18 protein-coding genes and 7 pseudogenes are annotated in these 21630 nt (G+C 51.6%); 13 read left to right on the top strand and 12 right to left on the bottom strand.

What is annotated here, in order from left to right; genetic code table 11:
- Positions 1-185: 185 nt before the first annotated feature.
- Positions 186-793, bottom strand: a pseudogene (locus OS889_RS16070) (transposase domain-containing protein).
- Positions 794-894: 101 nt separating this feature from the next.
- On the opposite strand from OS889_RS16070, the gene OS889_RS16065 reads away from it, so the two are divergent.
- Both OS889_RS16065 and OS889_RS16060 read left to right on the top strand, forming a co-directional pair.
- Positions 895-1671: an IclR family transcriptional regulator gene (locus tag OS889_RS16065; protein WP_372391749.1), complete on the top strand. Its 777-nt coding sequence runs from the start codon at positions 895-897 to the stop codon at positions 1669-1671.
- A 70-nt stretch (positions 1672-1741) separates the two neighbouring features.
- Positions 1742-2797, top strand: a complete 1056-nt coding sequence (locus tag OS889_RS16060) for a zinc-dependent alcohol dehydrogenase (protein WP_372391747.1) — start codon at positions 1742-1744, stop codon at positions 2795-2797.
- 105 nt (positions 2798-2902) lie between these two features.
- On the opposite strand, the pseudogene OS889_RS16055 reads toward OS889_RS16060, so the two are convergent.
- Positions 2903-3165 (bottom strand): annotated as a pseudogene (locus OS889_RS16055) (IS6 family transposase); the annotation flags it as partial.
- A gap of 342 nt (positions 3166-3507) precedes the next feature.
- On the opposite strand from OS889_RS16055, the pseudogene OS889_RS16050 reads away from it, so the two are divergent.
- Positions 3508-4359 (top strand): annotated as a pseudogene (locus OS889_RS16050) (IS1595 family transposase).
- Between the two features lie 102 nt (positions 4360-4461).
- On the opposite strand, the gene OS889_RS16045 reads toward OS889_RS16050, so the two are convergent.
- A complete protein-coding gene (locus OS889_RS16045) occupies positions 4462-4980 on the bottom strand; it encodes a VOC family protein (protein ID WP_372391745.1) in 519 nt (172 codons plus the stop codon).
- Between the two features lie 100 nt (positions 4981-5080).
- Between OS889_RS16045 and OS889_RS16040 the strand changes: the two are divergent.
- Together OS889_RS16040 and OS889_RS16035 are read left to right on the top strand one after the other, a co-directional pair.
- Positions 5081-5716, top strand: a pseudogene (locus OS889_RS16040) (IS6 family transposase).
- Between the two features lie 66 nt (positions 5717-5782).
- Positions 5783-6556: an SDR family NAD(P)-dependent oxidoreductase gene (locus tag OS889_RS16035; protein WP_372391743.1), complete on the top strand. Its 774-nt coding sequence runs from the start codon at positions 5783-5785 to the stop codon at positions 6554-6556.
- Positions 6557-7033: 477 nt separating this feature from the next.
- Here OS889_RS16035 and OS889_RS16030 read toward each other — a convergent pair whose 3' ends face one another.
- Positions 7034-7255: a hypothetical protein gene (locus OS889_RS16030; protein WP_372391741.1), complete on the bottom strand. Its 222-nt coding sequence runs from the start codon at positions 7253-7255 to the stop codon at positions 7034-7036.
- A gap of 114 nt (positions 7256-7369) precedes the next feature.
- On the opposite strand from OS889_RS16030, the gene OS889_RS16025 reads away from it, so the two are divergent.
- Positions 7370-8383, top strand: a complete 1014-nt coding sequence (locus OS889_RS16025) for an ABC transporter substrate-binding protein (RefSeq protein WP_372391739.1) — start codon at positions 7370-7372, stop codon at positions 8381-8383.
- A gap of 170 nt (positions 8384-8553) precedes the next feature.
- Here the strand turns inward: OS889_RS16025 and OS889_RS16020 are convergent, their stop codons facing one another.
- Entirely contained in the window at positions 8554-9438 is an 885-nt protein-coding gene (locus OS889_RS16020) for an IS1595 family transposase (protein ID WP_372391736.1), read from the bottom strand.
- Between the two features lie 381 nt (positions 9439-9819).
- Between OS889_RS16020 and OS889_RS16015 the strand changes: the two genes are divergently transcribed.
- The 4 genes and pseudogenes from OS889_RS16015 to OS889_RS16000 form a co-directional block, all read left to right on the top strand.
- Positions 9820-10605, top strand: coding sequence for an ABC transporter ATP-binding protein (locus tag OS889_RS16015; protein WP_372391735.1), 786 nt, complete (start codon positions 9820-9822; stop codon positions 10603-10605).
- Position 10606: 1 nt separating this feature from the next.
- Entirely contained in the window at positions 10607-11407 is an 801-nt protein-coding gene (locus tag OS889_RS16010; protein ID WP_372391732.1) for an ABC transporter permease, read from the top strand.
- Positions 11398-12177 carry an ABC transporter permease gene (locus OS889_RS16005; RefSeq protein ID WP_372391730.1) on the top strand — a complete coding sequence of 260 codons (780 nt, stop codon included), beginning with the start codon at positions 11398-11400 and terminating at the stop codon, positions 12175-12177. Before OS889_RS16010 ends, OS889_RS16005 begins: the two co-directional genes overlap by 10 nt.
- Positions 12178-12368: 191 nt before the next feature.
- Positions 12369-12596 (top strand): annotated as a pseudogene (locus OS889_RS16000) (transcriptional regulator TrmB); the annotation flags it as partial.
- A 115-nt stretch (positions 12597-12711) separates the two neighbouring features.
- Here the strand turns inward: OS889_RS16000 and OS889_RS15995 are convergent.
- From OS889_RS15995 to OS889_RS15975, 5 genes and pseudogenes are all read right to left on the bottom strand, one after another.
- Positions 12712-13125: pseudogene (locus tag OS889_RS15995) on the bottom strand (PadR family transcriptional regulator).
- An 83-nt stretch (positions 13126-13208) separates the two neighbouring features.
- Positions 13209-14027 (bottom strand): hypothetical protein, encoded by an 819-nt coding sequence (locus OS889_RS15990; protein WP_372391728.1) that lies wholly within the window; start codon positions 14025-14027, stop codon positions 13209-13211.
- Between the two features lie 150 nt (positions 14028-14177).
- Positions 14178-14981, bottom strand: coding sequence for a nucleotidyl transferase AbiEii/AbiGii toxin family protein (locus OS889_RS15985; RefSeq protein ID WP_372391726.1), 804 nt, complete (start codon positions 14979-14981; stop codon positions 14178-14180).
- Between the two features lie 5 nt (positions 14982-14986).
- On the bottom strand, positions 14987-15817 hold the full coding sequence (locus tag OS889_RS15980; RefSeq protein ID WP_372391724.1) for a type IV toxin-antitoxin system AbiEi family antitoxin domain-containing protein: 831 nt from the start codon (positions 15815-15817) through the stop codon (positions 14987-14989).
- Positions 15818-15941: 124 nt separating this feature from the next.
- Positions 15942-16874 (bottom strand): ArdC-like ssDNA-binding domain-containing protein, encoded by a 933-nt coding sequence (locus OS889_RS15975; protein ID WP_372391722.1) that lies wholly within the window; start codon positions 16872-16874, stop codon positions 15942-15944.
- 244 nt (positions 16875-17118) lie between these two features.
- Between OS889_RS15975 and OS889_RS15970 the strand changes: the two genes are divergently transcribed.
- Positions 17119-18120: an arsenic resistance protein gene (locus OS889_RS15970; RefSeq protein WP_372391720.1), complete on the top strand. Its 1002-nt coding sequence runs from the start codon at positions 17119-17121 to the stop codon at positions 18118-18120.
- A 42-nt stretch (positions 18121-18162) separates the two neighbouring features.
- Here the strand turns inward: OS889_RS15970 and OS889_RS15965 are convergent, their stop codons facing one another.
- Together OS889_RS15965 and OS889_RS15960 are read right to left on the bottom strand one after the other, a co-directional pair.
- Complete coding sequence (locus OS889_RS15965; RefSeq protein ID WP_372391718.1) at positions 18163-18510, bottom strand: DUF8013 domain-containing protein; 348 nt, start codon at positions 18508-18510, stop codon at positions 18163-18165.
- Between the two features lie 183 nt (positions 18511-18693).
- A pseudogene (locus OS889_RS15960) lies at positions 18694-19375 on the bottom strand (IS6 family transposase).
- Positions 19376-19617: 242 nt separating this feature from the next.
- Between OS889_RS15960 and OS889_RS15955 the strand changes: the two are divergent.
- Complete coding sequence (locus OS889_RS15955; RefSeq protein ID WP_372391716.1) at positions 19618-20451, top strand: DUF7260 family protein; 834 nt, start codon at positions 19618-19620, stop codon at positions 20449-20451.
- Between the two features lie 174 nt (positions 20452-20625).
- Positions 20626-21417: an IclR family transcriptional regulator gene (locus OS889_RS15950; protein ID WP_372391714.1), complete on the top strand. Its 792-nt coding sequence runs from the start codon at positions 20626-20628 to the stop codon at positions 21415-21417.
- The last annotated feature ends 213 nt before the right edge of the window (positions 21418-21630 follow it).

Below are 21630 nucleotides of genomic sequence, written 5' to 3'. Positions count from 1 at the left end.
GAAGCTGCGTACGTGACATTTCTCCGCTCAATAGTCACCATTGAAAATAGGAACTGCGATTTTTGTGACCTCGATAACAGAAGTAAGTCATTCGATTGAACTGACACGAGACAAGATTGATCGATAGAATACAGCTGTAAAGTCGTTTGGCGAACTACGGGTAGGGTTTAGTTTGGAGCATTGAATCAGGCAGCAAATTCTTCGAGCCAATTAACGGCGGTTAGGGCTCAACGTGGCTAAAACAGTTTGAGAACAATGATGCTCTGCGCTTGAACTCTCGAAAAATCCGTTCGATGGCCTCCCAATTTCCAGTCCGTATAGTTTGAAATTGGGGGGCTGGTTAGCACAGTTTGGAGGTGTTGAGAGATATCGACCAGAAACAGCATAAATCCGACGCAGAATTGTAAAATAATGATCATAAATATATCGGTGAGTTCAGTCATCGCCGTTGAAAACAATCCCAGATGCGGCAGCTCGTTTGACTCGGGATCGTTGGTAGCATACAGCCAGAATGGCTCGTTATTGATTCGAATCACGGTTTCGTCGAGTGCAACGTGATTCGGGCTCAACCGTCTGCGGGCTGTAGCTCGGCCTTCTGCACCCAATCGTGGATTGTTTTACGGGATTGCTCAATACCCAGTTCTTCGAGAATCGAGACAGTACTCCGGGGCGACAGCCCAGCTAACAGGAGTTGGACACCGAGCTTCAACGCACGCTCGGGTGTCCGCTGTCGCTGCACAGAATCCAAATTAATCCAGTTAGTGCATCTGCTGAGGCAACTAACTTTTGGCATAGAGAACCACAAAATCAGCTACCTCTTTCCATCACTTCAACTGAACACGACTCTCTATCCCTCCTTAGGCTTATATTAGTCGCGCACGTGAGCCACACAGTATGGATTCTGAACGATCCGTCAAGTCAACGAAAACGATGTTCGAAATTATTGAGTTACTGTGCGATAAACACATCACAGGAGTAACAGAACTCGCAGAGGAACTTGGGCTTGCGAAGAGCACCATCCACAGTCACTTGAATACGATGCGAGAATATGGATATGTTGTTAAGCGTGATGGGAAGTATCAAGCTGGATTACGCTTCTTTGTTACCGGTAACCGAATCCGCAGCCATTATCCGCTCTATGAGGCATCCCGAACCGAACTCAAAACTCTCTCCCGCGAAACTGGAGAAATCACCTGTTGCGTGAAATACGAAAATGGGGATACGATTTCGATTGACGGGTATGCTCAAGATAGCTCTCTGAACGCCGACATCGCAACCGGGACAGTCAAACCCATCCACAGTACCGCGTCGGGAAAGGCTATTATGGCAAAATTGTCCCGTGAAGAGGTCGATTCAATCATCAATACGTATGGGCTCAACCCACTCACTGAACAAACAATCACAAATTCTAGTGAATTGTATCGCTCACTTGATCAAATTCGTGATCGTGGGTATGCGCTTAATATTGGCGAGGAACGGAAGAGCTACAATTCTATTGGGGTTGCGATCACGGCGGCCAACGGTGAAGTGGTGGGGGCTATCACAATTGGCGGAGCAGCCAGCCGCATTACCCGTGAATACTGTGAGGACACTCTCGCATCTCAGATTATGGAGACAGCTGACGATATCGAGATTAATCTATCTGATCCTCAGCGTCTTGGTCTCCACTGACTCATCCTCTACAGTAATTCCATAAATTCGAAAAGTTCATTACTATAGATTCAGGACGTTATGGTTGTCAATGAGTGACAAGAAGATGGCCGTATTAGAAAAGAGTAACGCCGAGCCAGGTATGGAACTAGCCGAACGTCCTGTACCAAAGCCAAGAGAGGGAGAAGTTCGCATCGCGGTACGTTCAGTTGGTATTGATGGTGGTGTTGAAGGGCCGTTCTACCGCTGGGAAAAATCATTCCACCGGTATGAACCGCATCTGCCTCAAATATTCGGCCACGAATTTTCTGGAGTAGTTGACGCGGTCGGACCGGATGTGCCAAACTGGGAAGGTGGCGAACGGGTTGCCGTTGAACCACGCTTCTCTTGTGGCCACTGTCAGAATTGCCGCGAGGGTCGACAGAATCTCTGCACTGAAGTATCGGGTTTCTCTCCCCATGGTCGGAAGGCCATTGGTATCGACAAAGATACTCCAGGTGCACTCGCTGAATACGTTATCGTCCCAGCACGGAACCTCTACAGACTTCCTGATGGTATTTCCTTTGACGAAGGTGTCTTCCTCGAATTGTTGGCCATAGGCGTCCACGCGATCGAGGCGTCCACCTTCGGAGTTGGTGACCGTGTTGCAGTTACCGGACCGGGATCGGCTGGGCTGAGTGCCCTTATCGCCGCCAACGAAGCGGGCGCAAGCGAAGTAATTATGATTGGTACTGACGTCGACGAGGAAATGCGTCTCCCAACTGCAGAGAAAATGGGTGCAACAGAGACTCGAAACGTCTCGGCGGGACCACTCACTAACCCTGTAGACGTGTTCATTGAGGCCTCAGGACACGAATCTGCATTAAAAATTGCGGAACAAAGTACGCGACCGGGTGGCGAAATCGTGCAGATCGGTGTCTACCACGATGACCGGGTACCTGTAGATCTCACCGGCCTACTAAATGAGGAAGTATCGATTCAGACGATTAATGGCCGTCGAGAGGCAGATTGGCGGCGGACACTGGCGTTGGCGCAATCGGTCGATCTGACTCCGGTTGTAGGTCCAGCTTTTGAGTTGACCGACTACGAATCTGGGTTTACGGCCGAAGCCGACCGTGAGGGCATCAAGATAGTGCTGAACCCGTAGTAGTCCACAGTACTAGTTATCGCGTCCATATTGCATCGCCACTGTTCTGGTAGAGCTGATAAAATTTTAAAGTCACTATTGCATAATTATAGCCTTCGGTAGTGTTTAGTTGGGAGCATTGAGCCAGGCGGCAAATGCTTGGAGCCAATTTTCAGCGGTCATAGGCTCAACGTGGCTAAAACAGTTTGAGAACGAGGGCTTTCGACGTTTGACTTCTCGAAAGATTCGCTCGATGGCATTCCGATTTCCATTGCGTTCAATTTGAAATCGGAGTGAAGACTGGCTAACGCAGTTTGAAGGTGTTGGGCCCCATCGGCCAGAAACACAGCGGATTCGACATCGTATTTCCGGCGAAGTTCGTGCAGAAACTGTTGCCAGAACAGTCCTCGTTGGAGGTCCTTAGCTGGCAGATACCAGTCGCTTTGCCCGTCAGACGCGTCAATATAGGCTGAGCTGATAACACGATCCCTTGTCAACAGACCTCTCAGTCGACCGGCAACTACTGTTCAGCTGTAGGCAGATGCAAGAGTGTAGCTATATCACGTCAAGGAGATTGTGGGCGAGTATTTGCCCTTCCTCGCGCCTCAATTCGAACACTACCCCTTGTCTGAGAGTGTTGCAAAAAACGCTCTTGCGAAGGAGATTGTTGATAGCGAGAGCTACGGCTGAAAGTCGAAGAGGGCAAGGGCACCGCGCCAGCGGTGCCCGATATGTTCCCAATAAGCCGGTTCGTGTCGGAATCGGCTGCAGCGGACCTGCTCCAACAGGTTCGCTGGCGTGATGGCGTTGAGTGCCCCCGCCGCCGTTCTGACCTGACGGTCAGAAACGGCAGCTATCGGGTGTATCAGCGGTATTTGTGTAAGAATTGCGGTCGCACGTTAACGACAAAACCGACACGATTTTCGCTCACTCGAAGCTCAAACTCAAAGAATGGTACTTCACGATTTACGTATTCTTACGGTTCAACACCAGCCTTCGCCAGATCGAGGCGGAACTCGATCTCTCGTACCGGACGGTGAGACGGCGCGTCGATCACGCTGTCCGGGCCGGTCGAAATCGACGAAGTATCCGTCTCTGCCGGGAAGAAAGGCCGTGAGTGCAACCAGGAGTCGCGCTCGCGTGGCCTATCCACGCGTGGACGAGGATCGTATGACGGCGACAAACCGCCAGTGTTCACGCTGGTCGATCGTGGCTCGAACGATCGGTACGTCGTGCCAGCGAAATCCGCCGACGAATCGACCATTCGACTCCTGTTCGAAAATCACGATTAGGAGTCTTTGACCGTCTATACGGACGGATTTCGGGCCTACGAACCGCTCGAAGAAGATGACGCATTCGCCCGCGAATACGTCGTCCACGGCCAAGGAGAATACGCCGACGGCGAGGTGTATGTCTACACCTGCGAGAGCCACGCGTCGCTGACGCGACGGTGGCTCTGGCCTCACCGAGGAGTATCAGAAGACAATCTAACACCGTATCTCAGAGCCTTCCAACTCCACCGCGAACTCTACAGAAAATCAGGTGACGAAGCGCTCAAATATGCTCTCGATGCTGCCCTCTGAAAATCAACAACGTGCTTCATAAGAGCGTGCAAAAACATCACAGGGGGAAGCGTTTCCATTGTGGCGTCTACCACGGTATTGACTACGTACCTATTCGTTTCCTTAGCCGTCTGCGGGCTGGATACCGAACTTCCCGTAAATATCGCCTGGGTGAGGACCGTTACCTGGCTCCACGTCAGTCCGCTCAACGATGTTGGGAACTATTGATTCATCGATATCTTCTACATTGGGATAGTTGATCTCAATCATATTCCCCGCAGGATCGCGGATATACCACTGTACGGTACCGGTAGGAAGGTAATACACCGGCGGATGACCGTCGACAATCCCGTGGCCTGTTCGGTCTGTGAACGGTTCGAAGGTTGCAGATTCGTGGTTTAGGACGCTCTCATAGACGGGTTCGAACTCGTCGACGTGGAGTCCGTAGTGGCTGACTGCCGCTGGAGCAGAGGGATCGTTGAGGAGGTGCAATTGGGCTTCACCAATTCGGTACCATCTGACGGGAACGTCCCAGTTAGGTGTCGGTAACTCCTCGACATCGAAGACCTCTTCATAGAACTCGGCGGTTTCGTCGAGATTTTCGACCACTATCGTCACGTGGGAGTATTCTACTCCAACCATACCAATAAAATAAATTGTATGTGTATAAATCTTTCCTCGGTAGATCGGGTCGTGTTTAGTTACGGATGAAGAGTGAGGCGGCGTGATTTTCTGCCGGTCTATGGCAAAAATCAACCGCCTCAGTGGATGTACGGACTGGATTGATTTGGGTTTTGTGGAGCGGTAGCGGACACCCGAGCGTGCGATGAAGCTCGGTATTCAATGGCAGTTAGCGGGGCTGTCGCTGTCGAATACCGTCTCTGTTCTCGAAGGGTTGGGTGTCGAGCGATCTCGCAAAGCAATCCGCGATTGGGTGCAAAAGGCCGATCTACAGCCGATCGAGGGTCGAAGCCCGAATCACGTTGCGGTCGACGAAACTGTGATTCGAATCAACGATCAGCAATTCTGGCTGTATACTGGAGCTGATCTCGACACAAACGATCTGCTTTATTTGCGGTTATTTTCAACTACGACGACCGCATTAACTGAGATCTTTCTCCGAGAACTTCGGCAAAAATATGGCGTCGAATCCGCCGTATTTCTGGTCGATGTCGCTCAATACCTCCAAACTGCGCTGGCCGGAGTTGGGCTCCGATTTCAAACTGAACGCAATGGAAATCGGAATGGGATCGAGCGAATCTTTTGAGAACTTAAGCGTCGAACTTCGTCGTTCTCCAACTGCTTCAGCCACGTACAGCCTGAAACTGCTGAAAATTGGCTCCAAGCATTTGCCACCTGGCTCAATGTTCCTAACTAAACACTACCGCCAATATCACCACAAAATTTAAATGTACAAAAGATAGGGTATGAAGTACGATAATCTATGCCGGATTTTAGCGGTCAGACAGCATTGGTGACAGGTGCCGCGAGGGGTATAGGACGTGGAATCGCGGAGACGCTCAGTGGGTACAGTGCTGACCTCGTTCTTGCTGACGTTGATGTTGATAAACTTGAATCAACTGCAAGCGAATTAAAAGCCACCGGATGTGACGTTGAGACCGTGGATTGCGACGTGACGGACCAAGACGACGTGGCGATGATGGTTGACCGCGCGCTTGACCGTTTCGGGAGTGTAGATGTTTTGGTCAACAACGCCGGCGTCGCCACGACGGGGTCCATTAAGGATTTATCTCTATCTGAGTGGCGGCGTATTATCAATATTAACCTGACAGGAGCGTTCATCTGTACGAAGGAAGCAATCCCCGCGATGATCCAACAAGAAGATGGGCGTATTGTGAATATCTCTTCAATGGCGGGCCGGGGTATCAGTTATAACGGTGCAGCAAACTACACGGCCTCAAAGTGGGGAATGATCGGACTTACCAAGCACACAGCGTTCGATTTAGGAGGTTACGGTATCCGGGCAAACGCGGTTTGTCCCTCTTTGACTCTTACCCCGTTAGCTGAACGGACAACAACACAGGCAGAACGAGATGCATTTGCCGAGGATGTACCTCTGAACCGATGGGCATATCCGAAAGATCAAGCTGAAGCAACGGCGTTTCTGGCCTCTGACGAAGCCCAATACATTACAGGAACTGTTCTTGAAGTCGATGGTGGGAGCCAACTTCACTCGAAGAAAGAAGACGACGTATAGCAGATATGCTTTTCAACCAACTGGTTGAATAGAACTCCGCGAGAAATATCTCGTTTTTAACGCGATCTTTCTGACCGATAGAGCGCCGTGGTTGCCGGCCGCCTGCCGCCATTTGCTCCGATTCCAATACGTCCTCCGGAATCGGAATGTTGTCGAACGTGTCTTCAAGGCGCTCAAACGCCGGATGGATGCCTTTATGAACACTTCGTTCGTCCAGAAACTGCGGAAACGTGGGTCGAAGTATTTGCCGTCTGTTTCAATCAGTTCATCTGAGCAGTTCATTGTTCGCTGATTGCGAACAAATCTCTCTCACGGATCCTGTTTAGAGGCAGTTACCGTGCTAAAAACTGAAATATAGATTGAAATCACAAGCGTACGCCTGTTATTTATTTTAGGTATGTTAATATAATATGACAACCTCCCCGATATAGTTCGGTATCACCGAACAGTAATTTCGCCTGGTAGTTATCGCTGCTCTTAGATCAACTCTACATCATACACCTCGTGGGTCAGTGAGGAAAACTGCTCTCCTCTCATCGTCAATGCCAACGGCTCTTTTTCAACGGTACTTTCCCATTCATTTGACGTTTGAGTGACCGTCTTCTCTAAATTCTCAACAGCCACTGAGGGGATGTTGATCCTTTCCGGATCACTTTTCTCATCCACTTCACAGAACCCAATCTTTGCACCACTTACCACCCCTCTTTCCCGACACAATAGTTGTACGTGTCCTCACTCTTCATCCGTAACTAAATACAACCAGACTCCAAAAGAAAAGATATTTATAGCGGAAATGTAATGATAAACCGTAGTATGCCAGATTATACTCGGCGGGGAGCACTAAAGCGAGGTACAGCTCTGGGGACGACAATCGGTCTGTCGGGGTTAGCAGGTTGTAGTAGTATCCTTGGTGGCGGGGGAACTCAGGAGCTCCGATTTAACTTCACGGTACCAATTGAGAATACGGGTTCGCTGTTTGATATCCCTGAGGTTCAGGATGAACTACCGAATGTGGGTGAGGAATATGAACTCACCGTCTCACGGGATGGCGCCACAACAGATTCGGTAAATGCGTTAGCTGCCGGAGAAACAGATGTAGTGTTGGTGGCAAATGTCAGCTATTCAAATACTGTCCTCGGTGAAGCAGTCCCTGGTGGATTAACAGCAATTGCGAGCGGGTTCGGAGACGCTTATGAGGACCAATATGGGTTTACCGTATATTCTCTTCCGGACTCTGACATAACTGACCCAGAAGATCTTGAAGGTGCTACCCTCGCTGTCAACACTCTTGGGGGCGGAATATTCGCTGTTTGGATGCACCAACTACGGGAGGTCGGACTTAGTCAGGAAGACGTTGAATTCGTCGAGCAAGGGTTCCCGACGTTTACCGCGGGCCTACGAGACGGAATATTTGACGCAGCAATATTCCCCGCGCTGTTTGCCCCAGAGCCACGCTCTGAAGGGTTCACAGAGGTATTTAGTAGCCAAGATATCCTTGATCCATACCCGCATGCGTTCCTCGCATCTGGGAATAATGTGCTAGACGAAAAGGAAGATAGCGTGCGTGCCTTCCTTGAAGATTATCAAGCACTGATTGACTATGCATTTAATAATCGGGACCAAATAGTGTCGCTTGCTAGCGAGCACTTCGAGATTCCTGAAGAGACTGTCGATGCATTCTATCTTACAGAGAATGATTACTACCGTGGATCTGCTGAGCTTGATATGGAAGGACTTCAGTATGCGGTTGACCTAGTTAACGAAGTTAATGTTATCGAAGAATCATTTGATGTGACTGAATACGCCACAAACGAATACCTCCCGTAACCACTTGGGACGATCGTGTAACAAACAAATCCTAGGTTTCCAGAGTCCAACAGCCGATCTCCGCTTTTATTTCATTCGGAGTGCTTGCTTAGCCCCATATAGCCAACCTGCCTCAGCTGGCGTTCGATCAATATTAGTTAATCGCTCATGTGAAGCACGTTGTTGGTGAGTCAGAGAATGGTTCGGACGATTTCTTTGAGAGCTTCTCGACCAGGTTTACGTAAGATTCGGCAGCGCAGTCGGAAAGCTCTGAGATATGGCGTGAGCTTATCTTTTGAGACGCCTCGGTGCGGCGAGAGCCACCGTCGCATCAGCGACGCGTGGCTCTCGCAGGTATTCACGTGCGCGTCTCCGTCGACGTATTCACCATCGCTGTGAATCACTGCTTTTCGCTGGTAATTCTCGTCATCTTCGAGCGGATCGTACGCTCGAAATCCGTCAGTGTAGACGGTGAGCGACTCCTGCTGGCGGTCGGCCAGCAGGAGTCGCACGGTCGATTCGTCAGCGGATTTCGCTGGCACGACGTATCGCTGACCGCTGCCACGATCAACGAGTGTGAACACCGGTGGTTTGTCCTCAACGTAGCTTCCACGACCACGCTTCGAGAGACCACGCGAGCGCGACTCCTGGTCGCGCTCGCGGCCTTTCAGTCCCGCAGTTACGTAGACTTCGTCGATTTCGACCGGGCCAACAAGATCGATGGCTGGCGCGTCGAGCGTTCTGGCGAACTGCTCGACGCGCCGCCGGAGCGACCGATAGGAGACGTCGATTTCAGCGTCTAGCTGGCGGATACTCGTGTTGAATCGGAGTAACGCGTAGAACGCGAACAAGAGTTTGTCAAGGCCGATCTTCGCGTGCGCGAAGATCGTGCCGGTCTTGGGGTTGAACGTGCGGTCGCAATCCTTACAGAGATACCGTTGATACTCTCGATAGCTGCCGTGTTTGATCACTGACGCAGACCGGCAGCGCGGGCAGTAGAGGCCGTCGCGCCAGCGAACCTGCTGGAGCAGGTTCGCGGCGCTCGCCTCTGAGTTCAGCAACTCAAACGGGAACATTGCATTCGGGTGACGCTGCCGCGTCACCCTTGCCCGCTACGCTTCTACAGCGCCAGCTCTACTCAACCAACAACCTGCTTCCGAAGAGCGTTAGTTAATTCATCGTCTAAATCCTTGATGAGCAATCTTTGCGCATTTTTATACCAAGCCCTTAACCGCTTTATCAACTCCAAACTGTGCTTATTGAGTGACTTTAAGTAGAAAAAATACCGGTATTTTTATATTCGCTTAATTGAGTGTGATTTATGATGCCATTTGACAGGAGGTTTCCGTGGAGCAGCTAAGAAACAAATATAGACTAATATTACCAACAATGAATGTGTCAGACAGAAACGAAATCCGTGTAGTGTCCCTAATATTCAAAACTAATTTACATAAAATATGGTAGAAGGAAAAGTCACAATTTCAGATCTCGATAAAGTGTATGGCACAGGTGCTGAACGAACGAAAGCAATTGACAATCTTTCTCACGAGGTCCCTAGCGGTGAATTTCTAAGCGTTGTGGGACCGAGTGGTTGCGGGAAGAGTACATTATTATATCTTATCGCAGGGTTCCTTGACGAGAGTGAGGGTACAATCACAGTCGATGGTGATCCAATTAGCGGGCCTGGAACCGACCGTGGAGTTGTCTTTCAGGACTATGCATTGTTTCCGTGGCGAACAGTTATGGGTAATGTCACCTATGGGCTCGAGCAAAAAGGGATGAATAAAGAAGAACAGCAGACGAGAGCCCAACGGTTCATAGATATGATGGATCTCGATGGGTTTGAGGATAAATACCCAAAAGAACTCTCAGGAGGGATGAAACAACGTGTCTCGCTTGCTAGAACGCTAGCATACGATCCGAAAATTCTCCTGATGGATGAACCATTCGGAGCGCTTGATCAACCACTTCGAGAGTTGCTACAGGAACAACTACTTGATATATGGCGGGATCTCAACAAGACAGTAATATTCATCACACATGACGTCGAGGAGGCTGTTTACCTCTCTGAACGGGTTATGGTTATGACTCGCCACCCCGGAACTAAGAAAGAGAGTTTTGAGATCGACCTTGATCGATCCAAAAGCCGTGAAGACGTTATTATATCCGATGAATATACAGATATGAAAAATAAGGTATGGAAATCACTTCGCGAAGAAACTAATCACAATCGTGAGATCTAATATGTCATACGAGAATCCTCAACTTAACCAGTTAAAAAGAGCACTCCCGGATCCGATTCGGAATCTTTGCTGGTTCATTTTTAAGTGGATACCAATAGCAATTGTCGCCGGATTTTGGGAGATAATAAGTGGGTCTGTTGTCTCAAGTGAAATTCTACCACCTTTTTCAGATGTGGTTCTGGCTACCTGGGATATTACCATTACGGGACAGATAGTACCACATATCCAGGTTTCTCTTTTCCGAGTCGCTTCTGGCCTAGCCCTAAGTGTTACAGTAGCTGTATTACTCGGGATCGGTATGGCTAGGGTACAGGCTATTGAGAACTTCTTTGAGATCCCTCTAGCACTAATCTATCCTCTCCCAAAAATAGCGCTAGTTCCCTTAGCGATTCTATGGCTTGGAGTTGGAACAGCAACATCAGTAGTGATTGTGTTCTTAGCCTGTCTACTACCAATTGTGCTAAATACATACAATGCTGCCCAAAACGTAGATCAGAATTTGATTTGGTCGGCACAAATGATGGGAATGGAATCTTGGAAAATACCTCTGAAAGTTGTAGTTCCGGCCACAATTCCAAGTATTCTAACTGGTATACGTCAGGCTATCCCAATCGCGTTCATCTCACTTGTTGGTGCAGAGCTTGTAGCATCAAACAGAGGCGTTGGTTTCGAGATTCTTCGACACGGACAAATTGGTAATTACACCTCTATGTTCGCCGTAATTGTCGTGATCTCACTTATCGCATTCTTCTCGGTACGTTTGTACGAATTGGGTGAACGGAGGTTAGTACAATGGATTTAGTCAATAACTATTCTATTAGTTATGGCGATGTGGTTGATTTCCTAACATCCATCTATTCAATTGCACTCTTTATTGTTCTCTGGGAAATCATCGGACAGTTTGGATTGATTCATTATTATTTCCTCCCCCCGATTTCTGATATTCTTCTCGAATTGTATGAACTTACAGTCTCCGGGGTTATGGTGCATCATGCCTACCTAACAGTTAAGAGAGCAATTATCGGTTTGATAATTGCCTGTATACTAGGTATTGTTGTTGGAGTATTGACCGCCCGAATTCGGGTTATGGAGTGGTTTTGGAATCCTGTTATTGAAATTGGCTATCCCGTTCCGATTATCGCATTGATCCCAGTATTTCTCTTCTGGTTTGGCTCTGGGGATGTTTCAAAGGTTATTCTTGTTATTGTTGGCTGTTTCTGGCCTGTAGCAATCAACGCCCGTAACGCAACCCGAGATATAGACAAAAATATCATCTGGTCGGCAAAAATGATGGGTACGTCAGATCGGGAACTAATCCGTAGGGTTGTGATTCCAGCGGCAGCACCTGGAATTATTTCCGGAGTTCAGATTGCACTTCCATTATCGCTTATTATTACATTTGTCTTCGAGATGACGGCAGGCGGAGGTGGTCTTGGCTTCCTTGAAATATCGGGGGTCAGAGATTTTAACTCCACTCAAACCTACGCAAGTCTAATCGTGATGATGATAATTGGATTTGTATTCGATCGGTGCCTTGTACTCGCTCGTTCCAAAATTCTTAATTGGGCTTGATCTCATTATTATTTGTTATATTTAAATTATTACGATTGAAATTTGTGTATTATTACTGGTTTAAACGCTGTCTCGACAAAACGAAATGATAGGTAGATGTAATCTATTAATTCTATTGTCAGAAACAAGGCGTTGACCGAGACGTTACTAACAGATTGCCACAAGGACCATCTATCGACGTTAGTTTCGTACTCTATCGGGACCTCGTTCGCCAGCACGCCCACATCGACTTTCCCGAGCTGCCGACCGGGAAGGCACTCGAGGTGCTGTACTAATTCGACCAGCCGCGAACTGTCTCCGAGATCGCCACCCGGAGCGACAACTACCGCAACACGATCAACCGCGTCCTCAAGCGGTTTCGCGACAGTAGGTTCGTCGGGAGGGACGACGGCCACTACGAGTTCAACGTCGACCTCGAGACGCGCGGCGAGATCGACGATGCTCGGCTCCCGGAGTGGGACGAGTTCCAGGAGCTGGCGGCTGATTACAAAATCGAATAATGATCGAGTGCTAATTTGGAACGAATTTCGGGAGTTACGCTTCTTCCGGACGGGGCGCGTTCTCGTACTTGACCATCTTCTCGGGCTTGTCGGAGATGCTGTCGTAGATCTGCTGGAGCGTCTCCTCCGCAGCGAGCAGGTTGTGTTCCTCCAGGAATTACCGTCCCTCCTCCGTGAGTCCATAGAACTTCCAGGGGTAGCCCTGCCGGCGCTGATCGTCACCCAGGACGACCTCCTTGACGATGCCGGCGTCGATGAGCTTTTGGATGTGCTTGTAGACGGTGGCATCGCTCACGCTGGGGTTGAGCTCCTCGAGCTCGTACATCGAGGGGAGCTGGTCGGGGTGCTGGAGGATGTTGTTGATCAGCGCGAACTGCGTCTGTTGGGTGACAAAATGAATGAGTTCCCGTGGTGTCGTGCTCTCACCGTTCCCAAGGCCATCGTCCATATTCGTGTGTTCAATCGAGTAGCCAAAGTAGTTTACCCCAGAGTAAACTACTGAGCAGGAAAAACTGAGGAGCAAGATAGGACCTACGCCTGTGGTGGAAGCTGACCATCTGGACGTGGGACCTTCCCCTGTTTGATTTCGTGGTCGACGCGACGCATATGTTTGCAGCCACCGTCTGGAGTGCGCTGCTGCCAATCGGGACAGGTACAGGATTGCCCGATGATATTGACTTCGTATCGATTTCCGGACGCCGCTTCGACTTCGTAGCGACCACCCTTGGCGAGTAGAGAGACGGTCATCGCTTCCTCGACAGCGCGTTTCGTTCGTGGCTCGAGATCTTCAGCTGAGGTGGAGCCATCCGATACGAGCATTCGGTCGCGAACGTCTCCCGCCTGTCCGCCGTCTGGAGCGACAGCGCCGCCCGTCTCCTGAATCCGGCTTTCCAAGAGTGCTTCCGCAAGGTTCCCCTCCGGCCAGAGGAAGTGGACTTCTCGACGCTCTCGATGATCGTAGGAGCCACAGGCAGCGGCACTCCCTTCCCAGACTCGCCAGGCCCCCAGCGCGGCCATCACGGTGAGGATGCCCCGGGGAACTGTTGTCCGTTCCTCAGGATAGAACACTCGAAAGCGCGTACAGTCGTCCTGTGGCGGTACTGTGTCCCACCACTCGACGTCGGACCCCCAGCTGTCGTACATCGCTTGATCCCGACCGTATCCGACCGTCACGCCGTCGACCTGCGGGACCTCCTCGGGGATCGAGTTGGCATCGCCTTCGAGGAGTCGGAGTACCGCGTACCGGAGATACTCGTGTACAGGGGAGTTCGTGGTTTGGGCGACTTGGTCGTACTGCTCTGCGACTCGCTCCGCTTCCGTTAGAACGGCTCTGAGATGTCGCTCTGTCATGATTCGGTGAGGCTGGAATGCGCCTCCGCCCCTCGGCGGGCGCTCCAAAAACGTAACCAACGCACCAGCCAGAGATCCCGAACTGTTGGTTAATCACCAGAGCTCCGGATGGGACACCCATCGGGCATCAACACCGACATCGGCCGTTGCCTACGACGATCCCTGTCGGGAGATCGCCGTGTCCAACTGCTCCCAGACCATCTCGAACGCCGGCGGATCACCGGTTAGATCCGGCAGCGTGGTCTCCCACTGGTGGCGGATCGTTTCTTGTTGTTCGTCCGGGAGTCCGTCGTTCAGATCAACGGTGAGCCCATCGTGTTTGCACTTCGCGTCGAAGGCGGGCCCCACGTCTGCAAAGTTGATCGCGACCGAATCGGTTTCGAGCAGCTGATAGAGGTCGTAGTAGTCACGGGCGGCCCCGCGCTGGTAGATCGCTCGGAGTTTTTCGGCGAAGATCTCCTCGACGCTGTACGCCTGGAGGTCGAACTCGGGCACGTCTTCGTACGCGTGCGTGTGCTGAACAGGGTCGAAGGCGACGTGCTCGTCGACCATCACGTCGATGCTGGTCGTGTTGGGGTGGTTAAGGACGGCGCGATACTGAATGCTGATGTCGACGTAGTGGGTCGGGTAGTGGTCTTGCTGAGATTCGTGATGCTCTCGAATCTCGAATTCGATGCCAGAGCGGTCGGCAATCGTATCGAGGACCGCTCGGAGCTCCTGTTGGGACCCCTGGTACTCCCCTCCGACGCCAAAATCAAGGTCTTCCGAGAACCGCCACGACTGCGGAAAATACAGCTTGGACAGCGCGGTCCCGCCTTTGAACAGGAGGTTGTCGCCGTAGTCGCTCGTAAAGATGCACCAGAGGAGCCACGAGTTGACGTAGTTCTTTTCGGCGTACCCTTGCCGAACGCCCAGTTCGCGAGCGAGAATCCGGAGCCGGTCCTGGCTGATCATCGCGATCAGGACTCCGTCGGCTCCAGCGTGGCTGGCTCGACGTTGATCCGGAGGCGATATGTGCTGTCGGTCGATCCGGTGTCGGGCCGGGTCGGGTCCAGTGGGGAATAGCCACTCGTGAACGACGCGACGAGCTCCTCGCGAGCGGGGAGGTCGATTCCGAGCTGGTCGGCGAGGTAGACGATCCGCTTAGTCGCAGCGCCGTTGTCGAGGCGTTCGAGGTACTCGCCGACAGTGAGCCAGTCACAACCCCGTTCGTCGGCAGTACGCATCGCGGTTGCGAGTTCCGGAAGGCCACCGCTGAACTCGGGGTGGTCCGCACAGTCGACCAGCGTCTTCTCCAGGTCACTGACCTGCACGGTCGTGCCCTCGATCGATGTCGGCTCAACGCCGAAGAATTTCCGCTCGGTGACTGTCGTGACGCGGTATGGGACGCCGTGGATCTCTCGGCTTTGCGCTCGGCTCGGCGTGACGACGTACACCGTCCGTGGGACCTGTTCGGTCAGTCCGTGGTGGCTGAGAGCGCTGTAGTAGCCGATGTACATCGGCTCGGCGACGTGGGCGGCGATGAGGTACTCGTGGGTCGTGTACATGCCTTCCTCGCCGGCAGTGAGTGGAATGATGAGATACGTGCCCGGGAAGAGCCGGTCGAGCCAGCCCTTCTCGGTGAGCCGGGAGGCGATCTCGCGGGCGGTGTTTGGGGGGACCTCCAGCGTCGTCTCGATGTCGTCGACGGAGATGATCTGGTGACCCGCGCCAGCGAGTCGTGCAAGGAGTCGACTTTCTCGAGTCGAGAGCCCCTGGCGTATATTTTGCGTTTGTTCTATGGCACTCATACCTGCGTTTCTTACATAGAGTATAAACACGGGCTTGCTTTAGCCTTGTGACTGCCGCGGACAGCGGAGACGAGCAGACTTAACCAACAGAATCGGGGTGTGGAACCGTGCGTTGGTTAAGGATTCAAGCGCCGTCTTCGAGCACGTCGATGAGTTCTTCTGCTGTGGAACTGATCCGGTCGAGACGGTCGCGAACGATCTCGGGATCGTCCGACTCCCACGCAGCCAAGTAGAACGCCGACCCGCTGGTATCTAACCCACAGTACCGCCCGACGACGTACGCGACGGCTTCGGCCTCGACTTCGCGTTTCGACCGCTCGGTGTCGTCGTCGACGTCGAAGTGAAGCAGGGCGTGGGCGTACTCGTGGATCAACGTCCGCGCAAGGTCGGCCTCGTTCTCCCGATCACGTACCTCGACACGCGGTTGCATATCGACGAGGCTCAGCTGCTCGCAGATGCCTTTCGCCTCGCCGTGCGTCCACTCCGCTTCCGGAACGATCCGAACCGTCACGCCAAGTTCGTCGGCGGCTCCAGTCAGCCGACCGACGAGGTCGCCGGCGTCCCCGGTGGCTTCCGTGTCGAGGTCAGGAAGCGGTTCGCCTTCGGTCTGAGAGACGTCGAACACCGGCGCGGGCTTGAACCCGACGAGGCCCTCGGACCACTCTTCGGGCGGTGTCTCGTCGTACTCACAGTCGCTGTCCTCGTGGTAGCTTGGCGAGTTCTCGCACTCTGGACATTGCTTGGTGATGATCGGCGCCCAGATCCAGATGGCCGACTCCCCCTCCTGGACGTGCCGGTCGAACTCCTCCTGCCACGTCCGGTAGCCCGCCACCCGGGTTGCCTCCGGGTACTGGCGCTTGATGAGGAGCGTGTTCCGATACGAGTAGTCGTGGAAGCGGCTCTGGACGTCTAGCCACTCCTGGAACTCCTCACTAGTCTGCGCGTTGTCGACGCCGGCGACGAGGTCGTCGATCCACTGTTCGATCGTACTGTTCATCTCGTCTGATCGCGTGTCGGTCTGGTCGAAGGAGACCGACGAGTCTCTGGTCGTAGACATTATGATCACCGAATCGAGTTCACGGCGACTGCGTCTGTTCAGACCGCGCCGCACCCCTCAGGGGCGTTCAAAAAACACATCTCCACAGCGCAACTGACTGGTTTTAGCGACTCTGCGGGAGAACACTCGAAGAATAATAACGACCGCTCGGTCACCGATGGGGACTTACGACTGCTCCTACTATCTCTACAAAACGAGGGCCGGATTGATCGACGTAGGTACTGGCCCCTCTCTCCGCTCATCTATGACCACACTCTCGAAACAGTGGATTCAGCACAATCAGGTCGCCATCTACGCTGTCGCCGTTCTCCTCGCGATTGGGGTCGGGCTCGGGCTCCCCGGTGCGAGTTCGATGCTGGAACCGCTCATCAATCCGGTGTTGGCTGTCTTGCTGTACGTCACGTTCCTTGAGATACCGTTCGTCCGGATCCGGAGAGCATTCCGAAACGGACGGTTTATGGCGGCTGCGCTGGGTATGAACTTCGTGGTCGTGCCGGTCGTCGTGTTCGGCCTCACGCGGTTCCTTCCGCAGGAGCCGGTAATTCTCGTCGGCGCGTTTATGATGTTGTTGACGCCGTGTATCGACTACGTCATCACGTTCACCGAACTCGCGGGCGGTGACGCCGAACAGATCACGGCCGCGACGCCGGCGCTGATGCTCATCCAGCTGTTGTTGCTCCCCCTGTACCTCTGGCTGTTTATGGGTCAGCAGGTGGCCGAGTTTATCGAGGCCGGGCCGTTCATCGAGGCGTTCATCGTCATCATCGCGCTGCCACTGACGCTCGCGTGGGCGACCGAATACTGGGCGGAGCACTCCAGCCGCGGCGCACAGTGGCAGGCCACGATGGGGTGGTTGCCGGTCCCGATGATGGGGGCGACGCTGTTCGTCGTCATCGCCTCCCAGCTGCCGCGCGTGCAGGACTCGATCGGACAGATCGCGTCGGTTGTCCCCGTCTACGTCGCGTTCTTGGTCATTATGCCGCTCCTCGGTCGATTCGTGGCGGGAGTGCTCGGGATGGAAGCTGGCGAGAGCCGGGCGCTCGTGTTCACCTCCATCACCCGGAACTCGCTGGTCATTCTTCCGCTGGCACTCGCGTTGCCGTCGGGCTATGCGCTCGCACCAGCGGTCGTGGTCACCCAGACGCTCGTCGAACTAACGGGGATGGTCGTCCTCACGCGAGTCGTCCCGGCGTGGTTAGTGCCGGAAGCTCCCAATCAGCTCCTTGATCTTGATGTTACAAGGTGACTGAGCTCCCTTCGATCCTACAAACGAAACCGCGGGCTTCGGTCAGCGGAGCTCGTGACGTTCGTCCGCGAAGCCTACCGTGACGAGGTACTTGAGGAACGCGTCGAACCGTTCGACGTCACTGGGCGTGTCGATCGCCAGGTGACGTACCCACTCGATAGCCCACTGGAAGGCAGGATCTGTGCCGCCCTTGCCGTGTAGATACCACCACCGGGCCGCTTTGAGAACTACTATGGGACTCGTCGGTGGCTGCTCACCGGCGAGCCCACGGGTGATGGACTCGATTTCGTCGGGGACGTCGGCGGGATCGACCTCCGCCGATTGCGTGTTGTCGATATCGACGGGGATATCGTCAATTGAGACGTTGTCGACATTCTGTTGTAGACTCACAAGATGTCAACTCTGAGGATTCTCGATGGAGCCCTCGCTCTCTCGGGGGTACGAAAAACAGACCGGTGCTACGAGTAGTGTTCAGATTAGCTGGTTCTACGCCAAGGCAAACGATTAATATTATTTTGTTGATTATTTTTTGACAAACTAAAATATATTATAATTGATTTTGTGTGACACGGTCTAGTTAACGACCCCAGCTGGCGTTCGATTATCTACCGCTTGATTTGGTCGTTGGAAATTAATAATAATACACGAACTGTGCAAGTCATTGGGCGATGGAAGCCCGACTGCCGACCCACGAATTATGGAAATAGTCGATTCTCATTTGGAGGGTGTGGCACCACTTTTCGATGAGGTTTCAGTCAACGTAGTCAAGGTGACCGTTCAAGTCTAATCGAAAGAGGGCAGTCAGGTATCCATAGCCATCAACCAGAAATTCAGTGTTCAAGAGATCGTGTTTCTCGGTGAGTTGCTCAAAAAACTCTATTGCTGGATCGGTACCCTGTCGGTCGAAGAGAGCACCCTCGAAGAGTAACTTTGAGTCAAGGTCTATTGCAGCATATACCCAAGACAGATTGCCGTTGATTCGGACAGCGGTCTCGTCGACGGCGACCCGCGTCGGCTGCGCCGTCACCGGGTCGGGAACGCTGTCAGCCAGCCGATGTATCCACTGCTAAATTGTCTGATGAGACCGTTCCACACCGATCGAGCTAAGAATCGCAGCTGTCTCTCTGAGTGAACAGCTAGTCGCGTAGAGTCGGACAGCGAACGCCCTGACGGTTGCCGCCGTCCGCTCACGCTCCCAGGAATTTTTGAATATACAGTGCCTTCTTCGTCGATTCTGCGCCGTGGCGGCAAACATCACTCCACCTGCGTGGCCTTGGTTCCAAATACGAGAAATCTGGTACTCGGAACAACGTCAAACATATGTTTCTATAAATATAATGACGAATAAAACAGTCCTCAAACTGTTTCAGTCACGCTGAAGCAATCACTACTGCAAATTGGGCGCAAGTGTTCGCCTTCGCATAGAAGCAGCTTATCTGAACCCTACCCCATCTACCATTAAAATTATAATATTCTGGATAGTCCCTATTACACCTGATGTCAGTAACGACTACACTCGATAAGCAAATGTTTGAGGATATTGTAGATGCTATGTTAAACGCGATACAGGAGGAAATAGATCGTACACGCGCGGAAAAAACAGCCTTCGATAATTTCGGTTCCCGCGTGGACGAGATATGTGATCAAGTTAGCCAATCAGGTGCTGGAGTGTGCTCGGCGCCACTTGACTCAAAAGATGCGACCATTATTCAACCGCAACCGCAAACGACTCGAAGTCGCCCAAATATTACTGCAGAGATTAGAGAGGCGTACGAATCTACTGTGATGTCACTTTCATACTTTGATGAAGAGTATGGGGAAACGTATTCCGAATCCATTCGAGAAGAGTTCGGTCCGGAAATCGCTACGCTTCTTCTCACTGCGGAGTGTCTGACCCCAATAGCCCAAGACACATTATTGACGCGTATCAACGAAGCATCACAGCAGCGTGAAGAGTTTCTCCAAGGATGTAAGCGCGAGCGACGTTCGGTGGAAAATGTGACTGCCGATCTGAAATCAATACACCATTCCCTCTGTTCATACGATCAGATTGCCATTAATCAACAAGATTTCGGTAATTTAGAGGCTCACAGGAACTATTTGCGAAGGCTTGAAGATGTGTGTGAGGAAGTTACGAAGGAACGACAAGTCGATATCGACCGTTACCGAACAGAGTTTGAAATATCTCCCAACGAAGGTGACCTTCCGCAGTATCTGTACGCAGATCTTGCATATGATTATCCTATGCTGTATTTGTGTAGCACAGTGAGTACAGAGCTTCAGGAAATCCGCAAACAGGTTGAGGATGCGATGACCGAAACTCTCGAATAATGCTCTTCCGCTATATTGTGTTAGTTATGAGGACCTTGCTAGTCTTAACCCACAGTTATCTCGAATACCCCCTCGGCTAATGGCTTGCAGATCTACTCTACTAGCCGTTTATTAGGTATATACACTAACTTTTAGCATCGCAAAATATTAGTCTTCTAATGTACAGGATAGTGTATGAACAAAAACCCACCGAAGAACGGGGTTAACAGTGTTATTAACACGTACACCATTCTAAGGGCTCTAAGGGATGAAGAAGGAGCTACTATTACTGAACTTGCTGAGATAGTTGAACTCTCCCCAGGGGCAATTCACAATCATCTATCGACACTAGAATCGGTTAATATGGTAAAAAAGCGCGGTAAAAAGTATGTTATTGGGCCTGAATGTCTTTTATTTGGAGCTCACGTACGGAATCACGCTCCGGTCCTTCAAGCTGCAAAAGGAGAGATCGATTCACTGGCGATGGAAACTGGGGAAATAGGACACATATACATTGAAGAAAATGGTCGATTGTTTATCCTTCACGAGATCTTCGGGGAGAATGCAGTTAGCCAAAACTATCATATCAAACGCAGAGAAAAGGCGCATGACTGGTTACACTGCACGGCAAGTGGTAAATCAATTTTAGCTGAGATGGATGAAAGCCGGGCTGAAGAACTCATTCAACAATCGTCACTTACAGAGCAAACTGAAAATACAATTACAAATCCAGACGAGTTGTTAAGAGAACTGGAAAAGATCCGAGAACGGGGGTACGCCTATGACCGGGAGGAACACATTACCGGTATCCGTTCTGTGGGTACCATTGTTAAACACGATGATGGATCAATTGCGGGCTCTATTAGTTTAAGCGGGCCAACAACCAGACTCCAAGACGAATTTTTTGAGGAGGAATTACCTCTGAAGGTGAAGCAGGTAGCAAATATTAGTGAAGTTAATTTACAGACAGGTGACACTTTCTTTTAGCATCGCCAAATGTCAGATTTCTCTTCTGCCCTTTGATTGTGCTGAGCGTCGTCCACAGCTTTCTAAAATCACATATGTACTTCTGTTATATCTCGGACCCTCATTATCAATCAAAAATGACCGAAACTCTCGAGAGTATAATTTAGCCATACTAAATTTCTCATAGAAGCAAGCAGAGGAGGCTCCATATCGTTCCCGACTATGCTGACCGGT

Origin of the sequence: Halobellus sp. MBLA0158, assembly GCF_041477585.1 — an archaeon.
Classification (GTDB): domain Archaea; phylum Halobacteriota; class Halobacteria; order Halobacteriales; family Haloferacaceae; genus Haloquadratum; species Haloquadratum rubicundus.
This window is presented reverse-complemented; position numbering and strand designations above follow the sequence as displayed.

What these genes read in the sequence shown, in the direction of transcription:
- OS889_RS16060 (WP_372391747.1), top strand. Translation starts at nt 1,742, where the DNA reads ATGAGTGACAAGAAGATGGCCGTATTAGAAAAGAGTAACGCCGAGCCA.
- OS889_RS16065 (WP_372391749.1), top strand. Translation starts at nt 895, where the DNA reads ATGGATTCTGAACGATCCGTCAAGTCAACGAAAACGATGTTCGAAATT.
- OS889_RS16020 (WP_372391736.1), bottom strand. Translation starts at nt 9,438, where the DNA reads ATGTTCCCGTTTGAGTTGCTGAACTCAGAGGCGAGCGCCGCGAACCTG.
- OS889_RS16035 (WP_372391743.1), top strand. Translation starts at nt 5,783, where the DNA reads ATGCCGGATTTTAGCGGTCAGACAGCATTGGTGACAGGTGCCGCGAGG.
- OS889_RS16005 (WP_372391730.1), top strand. Translation starts at nt 11,398, where the DNA reads ATGGATTTAGTCAATAACTATTCTATTAGTTATGGCGATGTGGTTGAT.
- OS889_RS15980 (WP_372391724.1), bottom strand. Translation starts at nt 15,817, where the DNA reads ATGAGTGCCATAGAACAAACGCAAAATATACGCCAGGGGCTCTCGACT.
- OS889_RS15975 (WP_372391722.1), bottom strand. Translation starts at nt 16,874, where the DNA reads ATGTCTACGACCAGAGACTCGTCGGTCTCCTTCGACCAGACCGACACG.
- OS889_RS15985 (WP_372391726.1), bottom strand. Translation starts at nt 14,981, where the DNA reads ATGATCAGCCAGGACCGGCTCCGGATTCTCGCTCGCGAACTGGGCGTT.
- OS889_RS15955 (WP_372391716.1), top strand. Translation starts at nt 19,618, where the DNA reads ATGTCAGTAACGACTACACTCGATAAGCAAATGTTTGAGGATATTGTA.
- OS889_RS16045 (WP_372391745.1), bottom strand. Translation starts at nt 4,980, where the DNA reads ATGGTTGGAGTAGAATACTCCCACGTGACGATAGTGGTCGAAAATCTC.
- OS889_RS15990 (WP_372391728.1), bottom strand. Translation starts at nt 14,027, where the DNA reads ATGACAGAGCGACATCTCAGAGCCGTTCTAACGGAAGCGGAGCGAGTC.
- OS889_RS15950 (WP_372391714.1), top strand. Translation starts at nt 20,626, where the DNA reads ATGAACAAAAACCCACCGAAGAACGGGGTTAACAGTGTTATTAACACG.
- OS889_RS16015 (WP_372391735.1), top strand. Translation starts at nt 9,820, where the DNA reads ATGGTAGAAGGAAAAGTCACAATTTCAGATCTCGATAAAGTGTATGGC.
- OS889_RS15970 (WP_372391720.1), top strand. Translation starts at nt 17,119, where the DNA reads ATGACCACACTCTCGAAACAGTGGATTCAGCACAATCAGGTCGCCATC.
- OS889_RS16010 (WP_372391732.1), top strand. Translation starts at nt 10,607, where the DNA reads ATGTCATACGAGAATCCTCAACTTAACCAGTTAAAAAGAGCACTCCCG.
- OS889_RS16025 (WP_372391739.1), top strand. Translation starts at nt 7,370, where the DNA reads ATGCCAGATTATACTCGGCGGGGAGCACTAAAGCGAGGTACAGCTCTG.